Origin of the sequence: Demequina sp. NBRC 110053 (genome assembly GCF_002090095.1) — a bacterium.
Taxonomy (GTDB): domain Bacteria; phylum Actinomycetota; class Actinomycetes; order Actinomycetales; family Demequinaceae; genus Demequina.
The window spans coordinates 839142-858742 of sequence record NZ_BBRJ01000002.1; the positions used below are offsets into that span (position 1 = coordinate 839142).

The following is a 19601-nucleotide window of genomic DNA, read 5'->3' on the forward strand; positions in this document are numbered from 1 at the left end:
CACGGTGACCGGCACCCGCACGCGCGGGGTGACGGTCACGCGGTACGCCACCGAGCGCACCGGGATGTCCGCACGGGTCGAGGCCGGCCGGCGAGCGGCTGGCCGCGTCGGTGCGGCGGTGGCACGCGCGTGGTCCGCGACGGCTGAGACGATCAACCCTGCTGGCTGGCTGCTGGTCGCGGTCGCCGCGGGTGGATTCGCGGCCGCGTTCGCGTGGGGCTGGGCGGAGGCGTGGGTCGTCGCCGTCGCCGCGACCGCCCTGCTGGTGCTGTGCATCCCCTTCCTGCTCGGACGTCACTCGTACGAGGTCGCGCTCGAGTTCGACAGGGACCGCGTGGTCGCCGGCACCGATCTCGTGGCGGCGCTCGGAGTGCGCAACGTCGGCCAGCGGGTGTCATTGCCCGCTCTGCTCGACATCCCCGTGGGCGAGGGGCTCATCGAGGCGCACGTGCCGCTGCTGCGTGCGGGGCACGACCACCGCGAGACGCTCACCATCGCTGCCGAGCGACGCGGCGTGATCGCGGTCGGACCGATGACCATCGGACGCGGCGACCCCGTAGGCGTGCTGCAGCGCGACCACACGTGGCCGGACGTCCAGCACATCTACGTCCATCCGGCGACCGTGCCGATCCCGTCGACGAGCGCGGGGCTGCTGCGCGACCTCGAGGGCGTCGTCACCTCCACCATCGTCGACTCGGACCTCGCATTCCACGCGATCCGCGACTACCGTCCAGGGGATTCCCGTCGCCACGTCCACTGGAAGTCGACGGCCAAGACAGGTCAGCTGATGGTGCGCCAGTACGAGGAGACCCGTCGCTCCCGCATCGCGATCGCCATCGACCTCGACGTCTCGCAGTATCAGCACGAGGACGAGTTCGAGATGGCGGTCTCCGCCGCATCCTCACTGGGGCTCCAGGCCATTCGCGACGGCCGCGAGGTGGTGATCACCGCGAGCGCGGAGATTCCCCGCCATGCCGTGGAGCGCGTCCACTCGCTGCGCACCCTGCCCACCCTCACTCCCACGGCCATGCTCGATGGGATGAGCGGGATCGATGGCACCGAGGATGTCATGCCCCTGCCCCTCGTGGCGGGGATGACGGCCCAGGAGGCGGAGCATCTGTCGATGGTCTTCCTGGTGACCGGCTCGCGCCAGCCGCTGCCCTCGCTGCGCAAGGCCGCGGTCGCCTTCTCCGCTGACGTCACGGTCGTCGCCGTGCGTGCCGACGCGGGCGCCGAGCCGGCCGTGCGGTCAGCGCGCGAGCTCACCGTGCTGACCATCGGCATGCTGCACGACCTCGGCCACCTCATGCTGCGGGGGTCGGTGTGATGGCGGCCGCGCGCGGACGACGCGCCGTCGATCCCGCACAGCTCGTCGCGGGGCTGATCGCGATCGCGGCGAGCGTCGCCGTCGCCGTGGCCACGGCCTGGCCCATCTACGGCGACGCTCGGCTGATCCTCGCGGCGGCGGCAGGAACCCTGGTGGGCTCCGGCGGCGTGCTCGCAGGGTGGGCGCTGCGATGGCGCTGGTGGCAGACGGCCCTGATGATCACCATCGCCTACCTGCTGGTGGTGGTCCCGGTCGCGATCCCCTCGGCCATGACGAGCCCTGCGCGACTGCTGGCGGGCATCGGCACCGGCCTGACGGACATCGTGTTCGGCTGGAAGCGCCTGCTCACCATCTCCGTTCCCGCCGCGGACTACCAGAGCGTGCTCGTGCCGTTCCTCTTCACCGTCACCGTCAGCACCCTCATCGCGACGGCGCTGATCGTGCGGGGCGGCCGGTGGGCCCCCTTCGCCGCCGCGCCGATGCTGGCGATGCCGGTGTTCGGCGCGTACTTCGGAACCTCGCAGACGCGGCCGGACCTGAGGCTCGGCCCCTTCACCATCCCCGCGCCCGCGCACGTGGTGCTCGGCGTGGCGGCCGTGGCCGTCTGCGCGTGCTGGCTCCTCGTGCGCAGTCGCATCGCGCGCGCGGAGGCGATACGCACGGCCCGGTCTCGAACCGGCACGGCGCGGCTCGGCGCCGCCGCCGGATCCGCCGCGCTGCGTCGCCACCTGCTCACTGCAGGCATCGTCGTCGTCGCGCTGTCGGTGGCGGCCGCCGCCGCGCCCGTCTCCGCCGCCATCGGCGACCGCGAGGTGCCGCGCGACCAGATCGACCCGCTGCTCATGCTCCAGCGGCAGGCGAGCCCGCTGTCCTCGTACCGCCAGTGGTTCCGGACGGACAGCTTCGACGTTCCGCTGTTCACGGTGACAGGAGCCACCGGCGTCGATCGCGTGCGCATCGCGACGCTCAACTCCTACGACGGATCGGTGTATCACGTCGACGGGGATGCCGAGCTGTCCGACTTCAGCCGCCAGCCACGGACTCAGCACGCCGATGTGACCATCACCATCGGCGTCGGCTATGCAGGCGTGTGGGTGCCGCTGGTGACGGCCGACGGCGGCGCGCCGCAGTTCGGCGGCGAGCGTGCGTCCGCCCTCGCCGACTCGTACTACGCGTCGCCCCAGCTCGACGCGGGCGTCATCGTCGAGGGTCAGGACCGCCAGTCGGTCGAGGGCCTGCGCGCCGGGGACGTGTACTCGCTCGCGGCGGCCGCGGCGCCGGACATCGACGCCTTCAGGGCTGCGCCCGGCGGCGACCCGCTGATCTCCGAGGAGCAGCATCCGGCGCTCACGGCATGGGCCGATGCGCAGGAGCTCGACCGGTCGGGCGCATCGCTGATCGAGCTGGTGGACAGGCTGCGCGCTCGCGGGTACATCAGCCACTCCGCCACCGAGGACGCCGACGCGTCCTCGTGGATGGCCGACCTCTCCGCCCGCGCCTCGTTCGCCTTTCACGGGAGTCGCTCCGGCCACTCCACCGCGCGCGTCGAGGATCTCTTCGAAGCTCTCCTCGACCAGCAGGAGCGCGCCGGCGACGGCGCCTCCGAGGAGACGCTCGTCGCCGCCGTCGGCGACGATGAGCAGTTCGCCACCGCTGCCGCCCTGCTCGCGCAGCACCTCGGGTTCGAGGCGCGCGTGGTGGTGGGAGTCCGCCTGGCCGATGCGGGCTCGGGCTGGGCGGTGGAGCCGTGCGCCGAGGTCTGCACCGGCGCCAACGTCACCGCGTGGGCCGAGGCGCGGTCCCTGGACGGCGAATGGGTGGCGCTCGATGCGACACCGCAGTTCACCGTCCCGCCCAGCCTGATCGAGGAGGGCCAGAACCCGCCTGAGAACCCCACGGAGCCCGAGCAGATCGCCGCAGAGGTCATCGATCCCCCGACCATCCTCTCCGAGACGGTCTCGGAGTCGACCCCTGAGTCCGCCGTGGAGGATCCCACGTGGCTGCAGTCGAACCTCAGGGTCATCCTGGCGATCGCGAGCGTGGCGGTGGGCACGCTGCTGCTGATCCTGCCTCTGCTGGTGTTCCCCATCGCGAAGCGCGCGCATCGACGGTGGCGCCGACGCGCGCACGACCCTGAGGTGGCGATGGTCGGCGCCTGGGAGGAGCTCATCGATCGCTACGTCGACGCAGGGATGGCCGTCCCGACAGGGCTGACGCGAGCGGAGACCGCCGACATCCTCGACCGGCCGGCGGCCGCGTCGATCGCCGCGACGGTCGACCGAGCCGTGTTCGCCGAGCACCCGCCCGCCATCGACACGAGCACTGACCTGTGGGCGATCCTCGACGATGAGAGGCGTGCGGTCCGATCGGAGCTGCCGCTGCGCCGGAGGATCCGGGCAAGCCTCACCCCCGCCTCGTTCCTGCGCAGGATTCGCGCGCAGCATGCCGATGAGCGCTCCACGCTCCGACGGAAGGACAGCCATGGGCCCGAATGACACGACGAGCGCGGTCGCCACGCTCGTGATCCTGACCTTGGCCTACCTCGCTGTAGGGCTCGGCCTCTACCTCTGGTACGGATGGGCGCTGGCGCGTCTGTTCCGCAAGCTCGGTACGGATGGCTGGCGGGGCTGGGTTCCCATCGTGAACGAGATGACCATCTTCGAGCGGGGCGGCGTGCCGCCCTGGAACGTCGTGCTCTACTTCGTGCCGATCGTCAATCTCTATGCGCTGTACCTCAAGTTCGTCGCGGCGGGACGCATCAATGAGCGGTTCGGGCACGGCACGGGGATGTCGGTGCTCGCGGTGCTCGTCTCGCCGCTGTGGGCCACCATCGTGGGCGGGGCCAAGGTCGCCGACGCCGGTGTCGCGCAGACTCGCATGGCCGATGTCGCCGGGCACCGCGAGGTGCAGGGCGGGCTGGGCGCTGCCGAGGCGGCGTCCGCTCCGCGGACGGACCAGCCTGGCCGCGTGGCTCAGCCGCCCGTGGCGGTCGCCGCGCCTGCGCAGATCGCTGCGAGCTCGGCGGGTCCCCTCTCCCCTCGCTCGGCGCCAGCGGCGCCGACGCCGCCCGCCCCCGCACCAGCATCGGCGCCGTCGGCGCCTCGCCCGACGCTGTCCCCGCCGCAGCCGCTCCCTCACTCCTCGCCGTTCCTCGCCCCGCGCGGCGGACCGGATCACGCCGCCGCGGCAGGCGTCCCGGCCAGCCCGATTGCCGTCGGCGCCGTCGCCGACAGCGCCCAGCCGGGCGTCGGGCAAGCATCAGAGCCGGCAGCGGAACCCACGCGCGCGGCAGCCGATGACGAGCACGCGCCCGGCGGCCCACCCCCGATCGTCGTGCACAACCCGTGGGCGCGGCCGCCACAGGTGCGAGCCGAGCGGGCGTCCCCAGGGATCGCCGTGCCCTCGTGGCTCGAGGACGTCGAGCAGGCCGCAACGCCGGCTGCGAGCGATGACGGCGCGGCCGGGCCCCCCACTCCCCTTCCGGCGCCGCTGCCTGACGCCGACCCCAACGCTGCTCACGCGGACGTCGATGACGACGAGGACTTCGGCGAGACCGTCGTGGTCGACCGACGCCCACGGGTGACATGGCTCTTGACGGTGGACGGCGCTGGCGACCTTCCGCTCACCTCCGACCGCGTCATCCTGGGGCGGCGGCCCGCCCCGACCGAGCCTGGAACTCAGACGCTGGCCGTGCCAGACTCGACCAGGACGCTGTCGAAGGAGCACGCCAGGCTCGAACTGACGGACGGAGAGTGGTCGATCACCGACCTCGGGTCCACCAATGGAGTGATGCTCGTGGGGGACGATGGCGAGGAGACGTTGATCGAGGTCGGCGAAGCCGCCCTCGTGAAGGGACGCTTCGTGCTCGGAAAGGTCGGGATGACCATCGGCTACGCGACGGAGGACGCATGACGACCGTGTCGCTCGCGGGGCTCACGCTGAGCGTGGCCGCCGTCACGGACCCGGGCCTGCGCCGGCCCGCCAACGAGGACTCCATGCTCGCCGTCGGACCCGCGTTCGTGGTCGCGGACGGCATGGGCGGGTACGAGTGCGGCGACCTCGCCAGCGCGGCCGTGGTGAGCGCCTTCGCCGACCGCCTCCAGGGAGCCGAGTACGGCTCCTTCGCGGACGTGCACGCGGCGCTCCTGGACGCCGATGATCGCGTCGAGGTCGTCGCGCGCTCGACACGCACGGGGGCGGGCTCGACCGCGACGGGCGCGGTGCTGATCGAGCACGCCGGAAGGCCGCACTGGCTCGTCTTCAACGTCGGCGATTCGCGCGTGTATCGCCACCTGGGCAGCGACCTCGAACAGCTCACTCACGACCACTCGCTCGGGCGCGAGCTCGTCGAGTCTGGCCAGCTGCGCGCCGAGGATCTCGCCACCTACCCGGACAGGAACGTGATCACCAGGGCCATCGGCGCCGCCGACTCCCTCGCCGACAGCTGGCTGGTCCCCGTCGTCACCGGCGAGCGCCTGCTGCTGTGCTCCGACGGCCTGCACGGCGAGCTCGCCGACGAGGACATCCGCGCCGTGCTGACCATGAGCGGACACCCCGAGTCCGCGGCCAGGGTGCTGGTCGAGCGGGCGAAGGAGCACGGGGGTCGCGACAACATCACGGTGATCGTGATCGACGTGGTCGCGGGCGGCGCCTCGGTGCTCGCCGACGGCACCACCGAGGCCCACGAGGTGGTCATCCACGAGTTCGACGACGACACGCTCACGGTGTCGCAGTGACGTCGACGCCTGACGAGAGCGACGAGGATCGCACGCGCGTGGTCGACCGTTCCGCCCCTGCGGCTGACGACGAGGACCGCACGCGCGTGGTGGACCGCCCCGGCCCTGCGGCTGAGGATGAGGACCGCACCCGCGTGGTGGACCGTCCCGGCCCTGCGGCTGAGGATGAGGACCGCACCCGCGTGGTGGACCGCCCCGGCCCTGCGGCTGACGACGAGGACCGCACGCGCGTGGTGGACCGTCCCGATGGCCCGGACCACACGCGCGTGGTCGAGCGGCGAGCCCCCGCTGACGATCATCGTCGAGAGCCCCTCACGCTGCCCGCGTCCGGCAGTCGTCGCCGCGGCATCGCGATGCCGCCCAACATGGGCGGCGGCACTCCGCGCGCCGAGGCGGCCGTGGGTCCCGGAGCGGTCCACGCCTACACTCCGAGACCGCTGCCCGACGCGCCGGAGGCCGCAGCCAGCGTGACGGACGGGCCCGAGGCGACCCGCGCATCGGCCTCGGACCTGCCCTCGGTGAGGCGGCGGGGGCGCCGCACCGCGCGCGTGGCCGTGGCGACATTCGTCGTCACCTGCGTGCTCGCGGTGGTGGGCGCCATCGTCCTCGCCGTGCTCTGGTTGTAGCGCGGGCACGGACGCGCTCCGCGCATCGGCCGCGTCACTCCAGCGCATGGATGCACGAAGGCCCGGCCCCGCCTGAGCGGGACCGGGCCTCGATGCGTGTCGCTGCTACTCGCGCGGCAGGTCGAACTCCTCGAGCGGCACGGCCTCGCCGGTGCCCTCCGAGAAGTACTGGCCCTCCCACTCCTCGTACCCGAAGGTCGGGAACAGGTTGGCCTTGGCCTCCTCGGTCGGGTCGACCGTCGCAGTGCGGTACTGCTGCAGGCCGGTGCCGGCGGGGATGAGCTTTCCGAGGATCACGTTCTCCTTGAGGCCCAGCAGCGGGTCCGACTTGCCGGACATCGCCGCCTCCGTGAGCACGCGGGTGGTCTCCTGGAAGGACGCCGCCGACAGCCACGACTCGGTCGCGAGCGAGGCCTTCGTGATGCCCATCAGCTCGGGACGCGCCGAGGCCGGCTTGCCGCCCTTGGTGACGGTCGCGCGGTTGGCGGCCTCGAAGCGCGAGCGCTCCACGAGCTCACCGGGCAGCAGCGGTGCGTCGCCTGCCTCGAGCACCGTCACGCGACGGAGCATCTGGCGCACGATGACCTCGATGTGCTTGTCGTGGATCTCCACGCCCTGCGAGCGGTACACGTCCTGGACCTCGTCCACCAGGTGCTTCTGGGTGGCACGGGGGCCGAGGATGCGCAGCACGGACTTGGGGTCCACGGCGCCGGCGACCAGCTGCTGGCCCACCTCGACGTGCTCGCCGTCCTGCACGAGCAGGCGCGAACGCTTGGTGACGGGGTACTCGATGACCTCGTCGCCGTTGTCGGGAGTGATGACCAGACGGCGGGTGGCCTCCGAGTCGTCGACCTTGAGCGTGCCGGCGACCTCGGAGATCGGGGCCTCGCCCTTGGGGGTGCGTGCCTCGAAGAGCTCCTGGACACGAGGCAGACCCTGCGTGATGTCGTCCGCGGACGCCACACCACCGGTGTGGAACGTGCGCATGGTCAGCTGCGTGCCGGGCTCACCGATCGACTGGGCAGCGACGATGCCGACGGCCTCGCCGATGTCCACGAGCTCACGCGTGGCGAGCGAGCGGCCGTAGCACTTCGCACAGGTCCCGACGGCGGACTCGCAGGTCAGGACCGAACGGACCTTGACCTCCTCGATGCCCTGGTCGATGAGCGAGTCGATCAGCACGTCGCCGATGTCGGCGCCGGCCGTCGCGATCACGTCGCCCGAGCCGTCTGTGACGTCGGTCGCGAGGGTGCGGGCGAAGACCGAGGTCTCCACGCGCTCGTCCCTGACCTTCTCGCCACCGGCCGTCGTGTCCACGATCGGCATCGTCAGGCCGCGCTCGGTGCCGCAGTCGGCCTCGCGGACGATGACGTCCTGCGACACGTCCACCAGGCGACGGGTCAGGTAGCCCGAGTCGGCGGTGCGCAGAGCGGTGTCGGCCAGGCCCTTGCGGGCGCCGTGCGTCGCGATGAAGTACTCGAGCACCGACAGGCCCTCGCGGTAGTTCGACTTGATCGGACGCGGGATGATCTCGCCCTTCGGGTTGGCCACCAGGCCGCGCATGCCGGCGATCTGACGGACCTGCATCCAGTTACCACGAGCACCGGACCCGACCATGGTGTGGACGGTGTTGTGCTTGGGGAAGGACTCCCGCATGGACTTGTCGACCTCGTTCGTGGCCTGCGTCCAGATCTCGATGAGCTCCTGACGGCGCTCGTCGTCGGTGATCAGACCGTTCTCGAACTGCTCCTGGACCTTGACGGCCTGAGCCTCGTAGCGCTCGAGGATCTCCTGCTTGTTGGCGGGAGTCGCGACGTCGCCGATGCCGATGGTGACGCCCGAGCGCGTGGCCCAGTGGAAGCCGGCGGACTTGAGCGCGTCCAGCGAGGCGGCGACCTCGACCTTGGGGTAGCGCTCCGCGAGCTCGTTCACGATGTTGCCCAGGACCTTCTTGTCCACGTCGCGGTTGACGTAGGGGAAGGACACCGGCAGCAGCTCGTTGAACAGCGCGCGGCCCAGCGTGGTGGTCAGGATGAACTCCGTGCCCTCGACGTGGTCGTCGCTCAGCTCGTGGCCCAGCGGCGGGACGGTGTCGGCGTCCATGCGCAGCTGGATCTCGGCGTTGAGCGAGATGTCGCCCGCGTCGAACGCCATGCGCGCCTCGGCGGCCGAGGTGAACGCACGCCCCTCGCCCTTCTCGCCCTCCTTGTGGAGGGAGAGGTGGTACAGGCCGATGATCATGTCCTGCGAGGGCATGGTCACCGGACGACCGTCAGAGGGCTTGAGGATGTTGTTGCTCGACAGCATCAGCACGCGGGCCTCGGCCTGCGCCTCCGCCGACAGCGGCAGGTGAACGGCCATCTGGTCACCGTCGAAGTCGGCGTTGAACGCGCCGCACACGAGCGGGTGCAGGTGGATGGCCTTGCCCTCGACCAGCTGAGGCTCGAACGCCTGGATGCCCAGTCGGTGCAGGGTGGGCGCACGGTTCAGCAGCACGGGGTGCTCCGTGATGACCTCCTCGAGCACGTCCCAGACCTCGCCGCGCGACCGCTCGACCATGCGCTTGGCAGACTTGATGTTCTGCGCGTGGTTGAGCTCGACCAGCCGCTTCATGACGAACGGCTTGAACAGCTCGAGCGCCATCTGCTTGGGCAGGCCGCACTGGTGCAGCTTGAGCTGCGGGCCGACCACGATGACCGAGCGGCCCGAGTAGTCGACGCGCTTGCCGAGCAGGTTCTGGCGGAAGCGGCCCTGCTTGCCCTTGAGCATGTCCGAGATGGACTTGAGGGGGCGGTTGCCGGGTCCGGTCACCGGTCGTCCGCGACGGCCGTTGTCGAACAGCGCGTCCACGGCCTCCTGCAGCATGCGCTTCTCGTTGTTCACGATGATCTCGGGGGCACCGAGGTCGAGCAGGCGCTTGAGGCGGTTGTTGCGGTTGATGACACGGCGGTACAGGTCGTTGAGGTCGGAGGTCGCGAAGCGGCCGCCGTCCAGCTGGACCATCGGGCGAAGGTCCGGCGGGATCACCGGGATCGCGTCGAGCACCATGCCGGTGGGCGAGTTGGTGGTCGTCAGGAAGGCGTTGACCACCTTGAGGCGCTTGAGCGCTCGGGTCTTGCGCTGTCCCTTGCCGTTGGCGATGGTGTCGCGCAGCGACTCCGCCTCCGCCTCGAGGTCGAAAGTCTGGAGGCGACGCTGGATCGCCTCGGCACCCATCGAGCCCTTGAAGTAGGAGCCATAGCGGCGCGACAGCTCGCGGTAGAGCAGCTCGTCGCCCTCGAGGTCCTGGACCTTGAGGTTCGCGAAGCGGTCGAAGACCTGGTCGAGACGGTCGATCTCGGCGTCGGCGCGCTTGCGCAGGTTCGCCATCTCGCGCTCGGCGCCGTCCTTGACCTTGCGCTTGGCGTCAGCCTTCGCGCCCTCGGCCTCGAGCTCGGCGATGTCCTTCTCGAGCTTGACGGCGCGGGTGTTGATGTCCGCGTCGCGCTGGCTCGCGATGGACTTCTTCTCCTTCTCGATCTCGTTGCGGAGCTTCGGAAGGTCCTCGTGGCGGCCGTCCTCGTCCACCTCGGTCACCATGTAGGCGGCGAAGTAGATGACCTTCTCCAGGTCCTTGGGGGCCAGGTCGAGGAGGTAGCCCAGGCGCGACGGGACGCCCTTGAAGTACCAGATGTGGGTGACAGGAGCGGCGAGCTCGATGTGGCCCATGCGCTCGCGACGCACGCGGGAGCGGGTCACCTCGACGCCGCAGCGCTCGCAGACGATGCCGCGGTAGCGCACGCGCTTGTACTTGCCGCAGCCGCACTCCCAGTCGCGGGTGGGACCGAAGATCTTCTCGCAGAAGAGTCCGTCCTTCTCCGGCTTCAGGGTGCGGTAGTTGATGGTCTCGGGCTTCTTCACCTCGCCGTGGGACCAGCCGCGGATCTCCTCCGCGGTCGCCAGGCCGATGCGCAGGTCGCCGAACTCGTTGACGTCAAGCATTCGTTCGAATCCCTCTTCTTAGATCTCGTCGACGCTGGAGGCGTCCGGGCGGCTGGACAGGGAGATGCCGAGCGACTCGGCGGCCTGGTACGCGTCCTCCTCGGACTCACGCATCTCGACGACGTGGCCCTCGGAGTTGAGGACCTCGACGTTCAGGCACAGGGACTGCATCTCCTTCATGAGCACCCGGAACGACTCCGGCAGACCGGGGTCAGGGATGTTCTGACCCTTGACGATGGCCTCGTACACCTTCACGCGGCCCACGACGTCGTCGGACTTGATGGTCAGCAGCTCCTGGAGCGCGTAGGCGGCGCCGTACGCCTCGAGCGCCCACACCTCCATCTCGCCGAAGCGCTGGCCGCCGAACTGGGCCTTTCCGCCCAGCGGCTGCTGCGTGATCATCGAGTACGGACCCGTCGAGCGGGCGTGGATCTTGTCGTCCACGAGGTGGTGGAGCTTCAGGATGTACTTGTAGCCCACTGCCACCGGCTCGGGGAACGGCTCGCCGGAGCGTCCGTCGAAGAGCCGCGCCTTGCCGTCCTCGTTCACCAGGCGGTCGCCATCGCGGTTGGGGTTGATGGTCGAGCGGAGGTTGATCAGCGTCTCCTCCTGCAGGCCGTCGAACACCGGGGTCGCGACAGGGTTGCCGGGCTCGGAGAACTTGGCGGCCTCGGGCAGCTTCTTCGCCCAGGCGTCCTTGACGTCCGTCGCATCCCAGCCGTGCTTGGCCACCCAGCCGGTGTGGGTCTCGAGGACCTGTCCGACGTTCATGCGGCCGGGCACGCCCAGCGGGTTGAGGATGACGTCGACCGGCGTGCCGTCCTCGAGGAACGGCATGTCCTCCTGCGGCAGGATCGTCGAGATGACGCCCTTGTTGCCGTGGCGGCCGGCGAGCTTGTCGCCCTCCTGGATCTTGCGGCGCTGCGCGATGTACACGCGGACCAGCTCGTTGACGCCGGCCGGGAGGTCGTCGCCGTCCTCCTCGGTGAACACGCGCACGCCGATGACGGTGCCGGACTCGCCGTGAGGGACCTTGAGCGAGGTGTCGCGCACCTCGCGGGCCTTCTCGCCGAAGATCGCGCGCAGCAGGCGCTCCTCGGGGGTGAGCTCCGTCTCGCCCTTGGGCGTCACCTTGCCGACGAGGATGTCGCCGGCGCGAACCTCGGCGCCGATGCGCACGATGCCGCGCTCGTCGAGGTCGGCGAGGACCTCCTCGGAGGCGTTGGGGATGTCCCGGGTGATCTCCTCGGGGCCCAGCTTGGTGTCGCGGGCGTCGACCTCGTGCTCCTCGATGTGGATCGAGGACAGGACGTCGTCCTCCACGAGGCGCTGCGACAGGATGATCGCGTCCTCGTAGTTGTGGCCCTCCCAGCACATGAACGCGACCAGCAGGTTGCGTCCGAGCGCGAGCTCGCCGTTGTCGGTCGCGGGACCATCGGCGATGACCGAGCCCTCGACCAGCTTGTCGCCCTCGTCCACGAGCACCCGCTGGTTGTAGCTGGTGCCCTGGTTGGAGCGCTCGAACTTGGCGATGCGGTACGAGCCGGTGGTGCCGTCGTCGTTCGCGACGGTGACCAGGTCGGAGCTGACCTCGGTGACGACGCCGGCCTTGGTGGCCACGACCACGTCGCCGGCGTCGATCGCCGCACGGCGCTCCATGCCGGTGCCGACCAGCGGCGCCTCGGAGCGGACCAGCGGCACGGCCTGGCGCTGCATGTTCGCGCCCATGAGGGCGCGGTTCGCGTCGTCGTGCTCGAGGAACGGGATCAGGGCGGTCGCGACCGACACCATCTGGCGCGGCGAGACGTCCATGTAGTCCACGGCCTCGCGGGGGACGAACTCGACCTCGCCGCCCTTCGAGCGGACCAGCACGCGCTCCTCGGCGAACGAGTTGTCGTCGGAGAGCTCCGCGTTGGCCTGCGCGATGACGAAGTGGTCCTCGTCGTCGGCGGTGAGGTAGTCGACCTTGTTCGAGACCTTGCCCTTGATGACCTTGCGGTAGGGGGTCTCGACGAAGCCCAGCGGGTTGACGCGGCCGTACGTCGCGAGCGCGCCGATGAGGCCGATGTTCGGACCCTCAGGGGTCTCGATCGGGCACATGCGGCCGTAGTGCGACGGGTGGACGTCACGGACCTCCATGCCGGCGCGGTCGCGCGACAGGCCGCCGGGGCCGAGCGCGGACAGGCGGCGCTTGTTGGTCAGGCCGGCGAGCGGGTTGTTCTGGTCCATGAACTGCGACAGCTGCGAGGTTCCGAAGAACTCGCGGATCGCGGCGACCACGGGGCGCGTGTTGATCAGGGTCTGGGGCGTGATCGCCTCGACGTCCTGGGTCGTCATGCGCTCGCGGACCACGCGCTCCATGCGCGACAGGCCCGTGCGGATCTGGTTCTGGACCAGCTCGCCCACCGCGCGGATGCGGCGGTTGCCGAAGTGGTCGATGTCGTCGGTCTCGACCTCGACGGTGCCCGCGAGCGACTCGAAGGTCGGGTGGCCGGCGTGGGCGGCGGCGACGTACTTGACAGTCGCGACGATGTCGTCGAGCGACAGCACGGAGTCGCCGAGCGCCTTGCCGACCTTGAGCTTCTTGTTCAGCTTGAAGCGGCCGACCTTCGCGAGGTCGTAGCGCTTGGGGTTGAAGTAGAAGTTGTCGAGCAGGTTCTGGCCGGCCTCGACCGTGGGCGGCTCGCCCGGGCGGAGCTTGCGGTACAGGTCGACGAGGGCGTCCTCGGACGAGTGAACCGTGTCCTTCTCGAGGGTCTCGAGGATCGCGGGGAAGTCCTTGAACTCGTCCGCGATCTGCTCGTCGGTCATGCCCAGCGCCTTCAGGAACAGGGTGACGGGCTGCTTGCGCTTGCGGTCCACGCGCACGCCTACGGCGTCGCGCTTGTCGATCTCGAACTCGAGCCACGCGCCACGCGAGGGGATGACCTTCGCGGTGAAGATGTCCTTGTCGGACGTCTTGTCGGGGGTGCGCTCGAAGTACACGCCGGGCGAGCGGACCAGCTGCGAGACGACCACGCGCTCGGTGCCGTTCACGATGAACGTGCCCTTGGGGGTCATCAGCGGGAAGTCGCCCATGAAGACGGTCTGCGACTTGATCTCGCCGGTGGTGTTGTTCATGAACTCGGCGGTCACGAACAGCTGGGCGGCGTAGGTGAAGTCCTTCTCCTTGCACTCCTCAGGAGTGTGGCGCGGCTCCTCGAAGTACGGGTCCGAGAAGTTCAGCGACATGGTCTGGCCGAAGTCCTCGATGGGGGAGATCTCCTCGAAGATCTCCTGCAGGCCAGCGATCTCCGGGACGTCGTCCCGGCCCTCCTTCTTCGCGGCGGCCACGCGGGCCTGCCAGGCGGCGTTGCCGACGAGCCAGTCGAAGCTCTCGGTCTGAATGCCCAGAAGGTCGGGCACCTCGATGGGCTCAGAGATCTGAGCGAAGGAGATGCGCGAGGAGGCGGAACGGTTGGCGATGGCGGTTGCCGAGGGGGTGCGCGAGGCAGCCAAGGGCGGGTCCTTCCCTTTTGATAGCGTGCGTGACGCGCGTCTCAGACCACGGCTCCACCGGATCCCGGGGCGAAGCCACTCTCAGAGCGGACGCACGCCAGGTAGGCATATGAGGGCAGGGCATAGACAGCGCAACTACCTACAGTAGTCGCTGGGCGCGCGATTGTCCACCGGTGCCGCGGTGCCGTCAAGGACTCCGCGCCGGCCTGTCGCCGTATCGTGACCAAACCCGCGCATCGTCCCTGACCAGCGCCCGATGCCGCGGGGGCACGCCAAGAGTACCGCGCCCCGGCCCGTCCGCACAGCGCCTGGCACGGCGCTGTGAAGAACCGGCGCGTCAGCCCTGCACCCGCATCGGCGGCCGTCCTCGACGCCCGCGCTCGAACCGCAGAGAAGCAGAACGCCGAGCCGCCCCAGGAAGGGGCGACCCGGCGTTCGAGCCGAGAGCGGCGAGACTACTTGAGCTCGACCGTGGCGCCGGCAGCCTCGAGCTGCTCCTTGGCCTTCTCGGCGTCCTCCTTCTTGGCGCCCTCGAGGACGACCTTGGGGGCCTCGTCGACCAGAGCCTTGGCCTCGCCGAGGCCGAGCGACGTGAGCGCGCGCACCTCCTTGATGACCTGGATCTTCTTGTCGCCGACGGCGGCGAGGACGACGTCGAACTCGTCCTTCTCCTCGACCTCGGCGGCGGCCTCGCCACCACCAGCGGCGGCAGGCGCAGCGGCGGCGACCGGGGCGGCAGCGGTGACCTCGAAGGTCTCCTCGAATGCCTTGACGAACTCGGAGAGCTCGATGAGCGAGAGCTCCTTGAACTGCTCGATGAGCTCCTCGGTGGAGAGCTTAGCCATGATGTTCTTCCTTATCTTTCAGCTGCGTGGACAGCAGGTTCTTGCGATGGGGGTCGCGGCCTCAGGCCGCTTCTTCCTGCTTGGCACGCAGGGCGTCGACAGCACGCGCCGCCTGGGCGAGCGGTGCCTGGAACAGGTATGCAGCACCGAACAGCGACGCCTTCATGGCGCCGGCTGCCTTGGCGAGCAGGACCTCACGGGACTCGAGGTCTGCGAGCTTGTTGATCTCCTCAGCGGAGAGCACGTTGCCCTCGAGAACGCCGCCCTTGATGACGAGCTTGTCGTTCTCCTTGGCAAAGCCCTTCAGACCCTTTGCAGCCTCCACCGGGTCGCCGGTGACGAATGCAATGGCCGTGGGGCCGACGAAGAGGTCGTCAAGACCCTCGACACCGGCCTCCTTGGCCGCGAGCGCCGTCAGAGTGTTCTTCGCGACCACGTAGGTCGCGGCGCCGCGGAGCTTGCCGCGCAGCTCAGCGAGCTGCGGAACCGACAGGCCGCGGTACTCGGTGATCACCACAGCCGTGGAGTCACGGAACGCGTCCGTCAGCTCCTGGACTGCAGCCACCTTGTCTGGCGTCGCCATAGTTGTCCTTCCTTCAGGTGACCGTCGGCGCCTCCTCGCGGAGACGGCCCACCCCGGACAACAGAAAAGCCCCGCGCAGGCGGGGCTGGGCAGGACGCGTTGATGCGCGATCCTTCTCAGTTCACCTGCGCTGGCCTCCGCTGCTGCGGGACTTCGGACTGGTTCGCATGGCGAACCGGACGACCGGCGGTCTTGGGCCTGGACAGGATACGCGACCAAGGCGCCGTTGAGCAAACCGGCCGATGCGCGGGCTGGCCGCCGCGCCTGAGCGGCTCAGTAGCGAGCCGGCCGCAGGAAGCGCACCGCCCCACCCACCCCGATGGTCCTCAGGTGGCGCAGCGCGAACGCCGGCTTGAGCAGCCACACCCAGCCGCCGACGGCGCGGCTGAGCGCCGCCGACCTCGCATCGATGTCCGCTCCCGTCCCCCACCGCGAACCCGAACTCTCCGTGGGATGCATCGCCACCGTCGCCGGGACCGCATCGGCCCGCAGGCCGGCCCTCAGCAGGTCGGCGATGAAGATGTACTCGTCGCCCAGGTACAGGGCGGCGCCGGCGCCGAAGCGCTCGTCGAACCAGACGCCTGCGGCGCGCGTCTGCTCGACGTCCGCGATCATCTCGTAGGTGGCGGCCTTGCCGCTGTTGCGCAGCGTGAGGCGGGCGACGTCGTCGGGATAGGACTTGCGGAGCGTCCCCGACTCGTCCACGGCCCGGCCCAGAGCGAGGGACGCGCCCGACGAGCGCAGGTGGCCCAGCGCCGCGGCCACGCCCTCGAGGTCGACGGTGACGTCGTCGTCGCAGAACAGCAGATACCGCCGGGTCGCACGGCGAATCGCCTCGTTGCGGCTCTTGGCCACGCCGCGAGAGCGCAGCACCACCACCGTCGCGCCGCCCTCCTGGAGCCGCGCGATCTCGCGCGCCGCATCCTCGCTGACTGGCGCGTCATCCTCGCTCCCCGTCTGCGCGACCACCACCTGCTCGGCGCCGCCCAGCGCATCGGCGGTCGGAATGGCAGCCAGCCGGTCCACGAGGCTCGAATAGCCGATGGTCAGGTCGCTGAGGTCCGGCGCAGTCATGATGGGTCCATCATCCCCCACCGTGGCCGCGCGACTACGCCACGAGGCGCCCCTCCACCGTCGCGACCGCGTCGCGGATAGCGCCTTCGACGTCGTCGAGGACGTCTTCGCCCAGCCGCACGTCGAGCGTGAGCGGGTCGAGGTCGATGCGGGACAGGTCGGTCCCCACCACCGTCGGCTCCCTCAGGCCGTGGATCCCGACGCCGAGCGCATAGTCCTCATACTTGACGCCGCTGCCATGCACGGCGTCCTCGAAGCCCTCGAAGGTCACCAGGGCGCACGGGATCCCATAGCTGTGGCACGCGATCATCACGTGCATGGCGCTCGTCACCACCCGGTCGTAGCCCATCAGCTGCGCGAGCAGCTCCTCGATGCGGTGCGGGTGGCCGGCGAGGACGCTGAGCTCGTCCATGTCCTCGGCGAGCGCGAGCGGGGCGCGGACGTGCGCGTGGTGACGCACCACCGCGGTGCGCCCGTTGGTCTGCGCTCGCTCCAGGCTCACCACTCGGCGCACGAGGACGCCGGGGTCCCCGAAGCGCTCGACGTCCGGCCCTCCGGAGCTGCGGAGCGCCTGGGCGGTGAGCGGACCGCGCACCGACACCCACGTCGCGCGGGCCGCCAGCTCGACGTCGAGCGAGGAGACTCCCGTCCCGACCACCGTCGAGGTCCGCTCGACGAACCTGCCGATCGACCCCAGGCCCACGAGGTGCGCCCTGGCCTTCTTCGCGGTCGGCTGCTGGAGCGCGATCGGGCGACCGGAGACGTGGCCCACGATCATGGGACTGAGCCAGTCGCCGAAGTTGCCCGGGAAAGGCCGCGGCCACCACGCGAGAGGCAGCGGGGCGCCGACGCCTCGCGTGCGGTGGTGGAGGATGGCGTCGGCCGCGTCGAGCGCGGCGTGCTCCGCGTCGGTGAGCACCGCAGCGGCCACGAGGGCGGCCCGTTGGGCCGCGAACGCCCCGACGTCACCGCTCTGTGCGCGTGCGAGGAGCGATGTCACGATCGCCTGCCGTGCGGGAGACGAGAATCGCAGGTCATCCGACTGGCCGCCGAGGCCTCCGCCGGTCAGGACGGCCGTCACCCCCATCGAGTCCGCGACACGGCGCAAGGAGCGCTGCGCTCCCGCTGGCACGGTCCGCTCGAGGCGCTTGGCTGCCGCGAGGCCGGCTCGCCTGGCGTGCGCCAGAGGCGACTGTCGCCCCGACTCGGCGGCGCGCTCGTGCTGCGCGACCCTGCCCTTGAACTCCGCCACGTTCCCCGACGAGCCGAAGACGAAGAAGGCGCCGCCCGGGGTGGCGCCGTGGACGGCTCGCGACACCACGGCGATCGAGGGGATCACCTGAAAGGACAGCCGGTGCGCGTTCGCTCGCCAGGCCTCCTCGAAGAAGTAGTCATCCGTGGCCTTGAGCGTGGACGACCGCTCGAGCGCCGCCGCGTCCGCGATGAACCTGCGACCGGCGGCCGACGCCGAGATGCCGAAGAAGCACGGCTCCCAGAACCGCGTCCTCCGGTCATAGCCGATCGTCATCGGACTGCCGAAGCCGCGCTGGAATCCCACCAGGTCGGCGGAGAAGTGACGCACCGAGTCCGGAAGCGACACGAGGTCGCAGTCGACGTCGAGCCAGAACACGCGCCGCCCCGGATTGGCTTCGCAGACCTCCCACAGGAACGCGACCTTCTGGCGGCACACGTCTGCCCAGTCCTGATCAGCCCCCTTGTCGACCTCGCGAATCACGTGCTCGAGGCCCAGCGCGTCGAGCGAGCGCCGCAGGCGATCGCCGTGCGCCCGGTAGTAGTCGTCGGGGGTGTGGAACGAGCACACGATGGGCGCCTCGGACACGCCTGCCTCCTCCTGGGGTCGCCTACGCGCCCGTCTCACCGCAGGCTAGGGATCTCAGGTGACCGAAACCTGTCCAGACGATGAAGGTCTGGCGACGAGCGCATCGGCACCGAACGCATCGGCACTGAACGCATCGGGAGTAGGCCGGACGGGCTGAAGCAGTGAGCGGCGCCGATGCGGTGCCCGGGCATGCAGAAGGCCCGGCCCCCTGCGGGGACCGGGCCAGGCGCGGCATCGCCTGCCGGGTTACGGCACGGAACGCCACGCGTGCTCTCGGACGCTCGGTCCCGGGGTCGCCGGGCCTCGCGCGAGCGCGTCTGCTGAGGCTTGCGCCCTACTTCTCGACCTTGGCGAGCGAGTCCACCGGAATGCCGGGGCCCTGCGTCGCGGAGATCGAGGTCTTGATGATGTAGCGGCCCTTCGAAGCCGAGGGCTTCACACGCTGGACCTCGTCCAGCACGGCCTGGAAGTTCTCGAGCAGCTTCTCGTCGCCGAACGACGCCTTGCCCAGCACCGTGTGCAGGTTGGCGTGCTTGTCGACGCGGAACTCGATCTTTCCGCCCTTGATGTCGGAGACGGCCTTGGCCACATCCATCGTCACGGTGCCGGTCTTGGGGTTCGGCATGAGGCCGCGGGGGCCGAGCACGCGGCCCAGGCGACCGACCTTGCCCATGAGGTCGGGCGTCGCCACGACGGCGTCGAAGTCCTGACGGCCGCCGGCGACCTCCTCGATGAGCTCGTCGCCGCCGACGATGTCCGCGCCGGCCTCGCGGGCGGCGTCCGCCTTGTCACCGTTGGCGAAGACCAGGACCCGAGCGGTCTTGCCGGTGCCATGCGGGAGGATGACGGTGGAGCGGACCGCCTGGTCCGCGTGACGAGGGTCGACGCCGAGCTTGAACACGACATCGATGGTCGAGTCGTTGCTCTTCGAGGACGTCTTCTGCGCGAGGCGAACGGCCTCGAGCGGGGTGTACAGCTGGGCGCGGTCGACGAGCTGCGCCGCATCCTTGTAAGCCTTGGAGCGCTTGGTCATCTGCTTCTTCCTTTGCAGTCGTGGTGCGGGCCAGCGCGGCCCTGCCACTGGGGGGGTG

12 protein-coding genes are annotated in these 19601 nt (G+C 70.2%); 5 read left to right on the top strand and 7 right to left on the bottom strand.

Annotated features, from left to right (window positions below; all coding sequences use genetic code 11):
• Positions 1 to 4: 4 nt before the first annotated feature.
• From B7K22_RS03975 to B7K22_RS03995, 5 genes are read left to right on the top strand one after another with little or no spacing between them, the layout of a single operon-like run.
• Positions 5 to 1327, top strand: a complete 1323-nt coding sequence (locus B7K22_RS03975; protein WP_234983305.1) for a DUF58 domain-containing protein — start codon at positions 5 to 7, stop codon at positions 1325 to 1327.
• Positions 1327 to 3822, top strand: coding sequence for a transglutaminase-like domain-containing protein (locus B7K22_RS03980; protein WP_084038543.1), 2496 nt, complete (start codon positions 1327 to 1329; stop codon positions 3820 to 3822). The genes B7K22_RS03975 and B7K22_RS03980 overlap by 1 nt, the downstream gene beginning before the upstream one ends.
• Positions 3809 to 5239 carry a DUF5684 domain-containing protein gene (locus B7K22_RS03985; protein WP_084038545.1) on the top strand — a complete coding sequence of 477 codons (1431 nt, stop codon included), beginning with the start codon at positions 3809 to 3811 and terminating at the stop codon, positions 5237 to 5239. The genes B7K22_RS03980 and B7K22_RS03985 overlap by 14 nt, the downstream gene beginning before the upstream one ends.
• On the top strand, positions 5236 to 6063 hold the full coding sequence (locus B7K22_RS03990; protein WP_144276224.1) for a PP2C family serine/threonine-protein phosphatase: 828 nt from the start codon (positions 5236 to 5238) through the stop codon (positions 6061 to 6063). Before B7K22_RS03985 ends, B7K22_RS03990 begins: the two co-directional genes overlap by 4 nt.
• A complete protein-coding gene (locus B7K22_RS03995; RefSeq protein WP_084038547.1) occupies positions 6060 to 6689 on the top strand; it encodes a hypothetical protein in 630 nt (209 codons plus the stop codon). Before B7K22_RS03990 ends, B7K22_RS03995 begins: the two co-directional genes overlap by 4 nt.
• A gap of 105 nt (positions 6690 to 6794) precedes the next feature.
• On the opposite strand, the gene B7K22_RS04000 is transcribed toward B7K22_RS03995, so the two are convergent.
• The 7 genes from B7K22_RS04000 to rplA all read right to left on the bottom strand — a co-directional run bounded on the left by B7K22_RS04000 (position 6795) and on the right by rplA (position 19543).
• Complete coding sequence (locus tag B7K22_RS04000; RefSeq protein WP_084038549.1) at positions 6795 to 10670, bottom strand: DNA-directed RNA polymerase subunit beta'; 3876 nt, start codon at positions 10668 to 10670, stop codon at positions 6795 to 6797.
• 18 nt (positions 10671 to 10688) lie between these two features.
• Positions 10689 to 14168, bottom strand: coding sequence for a DNA-directed RNA polymerase subunit beta (gene rpoB, locus B7K22_RS04005; RefSeq protein WP_084038551.1), 3480 nt, complete (start codon positions 14166 to 14168; stop codon positions 10689 to 10691).
• Positions 14169 to 14623: 455 nt separating this feature from the next.
• Positions 14624 to 15013, bottom strand: coding sequence for a 50S ribosomal protein L7/L12 (rplL, locus tag B7K22_RS04010; RefSeq protein WP_084038553.1), 390 nt, complete (start codon positions 15011 to 15013; stop codon positions 14624 to 14626).
• Between the two features lie 61 nt (positions 15014 to 15074).
• Positions 15075 to 15596 carry a 50S ribosomal protein L10 gene (gene rplJ / locus B7K22_RS04015; RefSeq protein WP_084038555.1) on the bottom strand — a complete coding sequence of 174 codons (522 nt, stop codon included), beginning with the start codon at positions 15594 to 15596 and terminating at the stop codon, positions 15075 to 15077.
• A gap of 273 nt (positions 15597 to 15869) precedes the next feature.
• Entirely contained in the window at positions 15870 to 16670 is an 801-nt protein-coding gene (locus B7K22_RS04020) for a glycosyltransferase (RefSeq protein WP_084038557.1), read from the bottom strand.
• Between the two features lie 34 nt (positions 16671 to 16704).
• Entirely contained in the window at positions 16705 to 18510 is a 1806-nt protein-coding gene (locus B7K22_RS04025; RefSeq protein WP_084038559.1) for a polysaccharide pyruvyl transferase family protein, read from the bottom strand.
• A 334-nt stretch (positions 18511 to 18844) separates the two neighbouring features.
• Positions 18845 to 19543, bottom strand: coding sequence for a 50S ribosomal protein L1 (gene rplA / locus B7K22_RS04030; RefSeq protein WP_084038561.1), 699 nt, complete (start codon positions 19541 to 19543; stop codon positions 18845 to 18847).
• Positions 19544 to 19601: the final 58 nt, after the last annotated feature.

What these genes read in the sequence shown, in the direction of transcription:
- rplJ (WP_084038555.1), bottom strand. Translation starts at nt 15,596, where the DNA reads ATGGCGACGCCAGACAAGGTGGCTGCAGTCCAGGAGCTGACGGACGCG.
- rplA (WP_084038561.1), bottom strand. Translation starts at nt 19,543, where the DNA reads ATGACCAAGCGCTCCAAGGCTTACAAGGATGCGGCGCAGCTCGTCGAC.
- B7K22_RS03985 (WP_084038545.1), top strand. Translation starts at nt 3,809, where the DNA reads ATGGGCCCGAATGACACGACGAGCGCGGTCGCCACGCTCGTGATCCTG.
- B7K22_RS03990 (WP_144276224.1), top strand. Translation starts at nt 5,236, where the DNA reads ATGACGACCGTGTCGCTCGCGGGGCTCACGCTGAGCGTGGCCGCCGTC.
- B7K22_RS03980 (WP_084038543.1), top strand. Translation starts at nt 1,327, where the DNA reads ATGGCGGCCGCGCGCGGACGACGCGCCGTCGATCCCGCACAGCTCGTC.
- B7K22_RS04020 (WP_084038557.1), bottom strand. Translation starts at nt 16,670, where the DNA reads ATGACTGCGCCGGACCTCAGCGACCTGACCATCGGCTATTCGAGCCTC.
- B7K22_RS04000 (WP_084038549.1), bottom strand. Translation starts at nt 10,670, where the DNA reads ATGCTTGACGTCAACGAGTTCGGCGACCTGCGCATCGGCCTGGCGACC.
- rplL (WP_084038553.1), bottom strand. Translation starts at nt 15,013, where the DNA reads ATGGCTAAGCTCTCCACCGAGGAGCTCATCGAGCAGTTCAAGGAGCTC.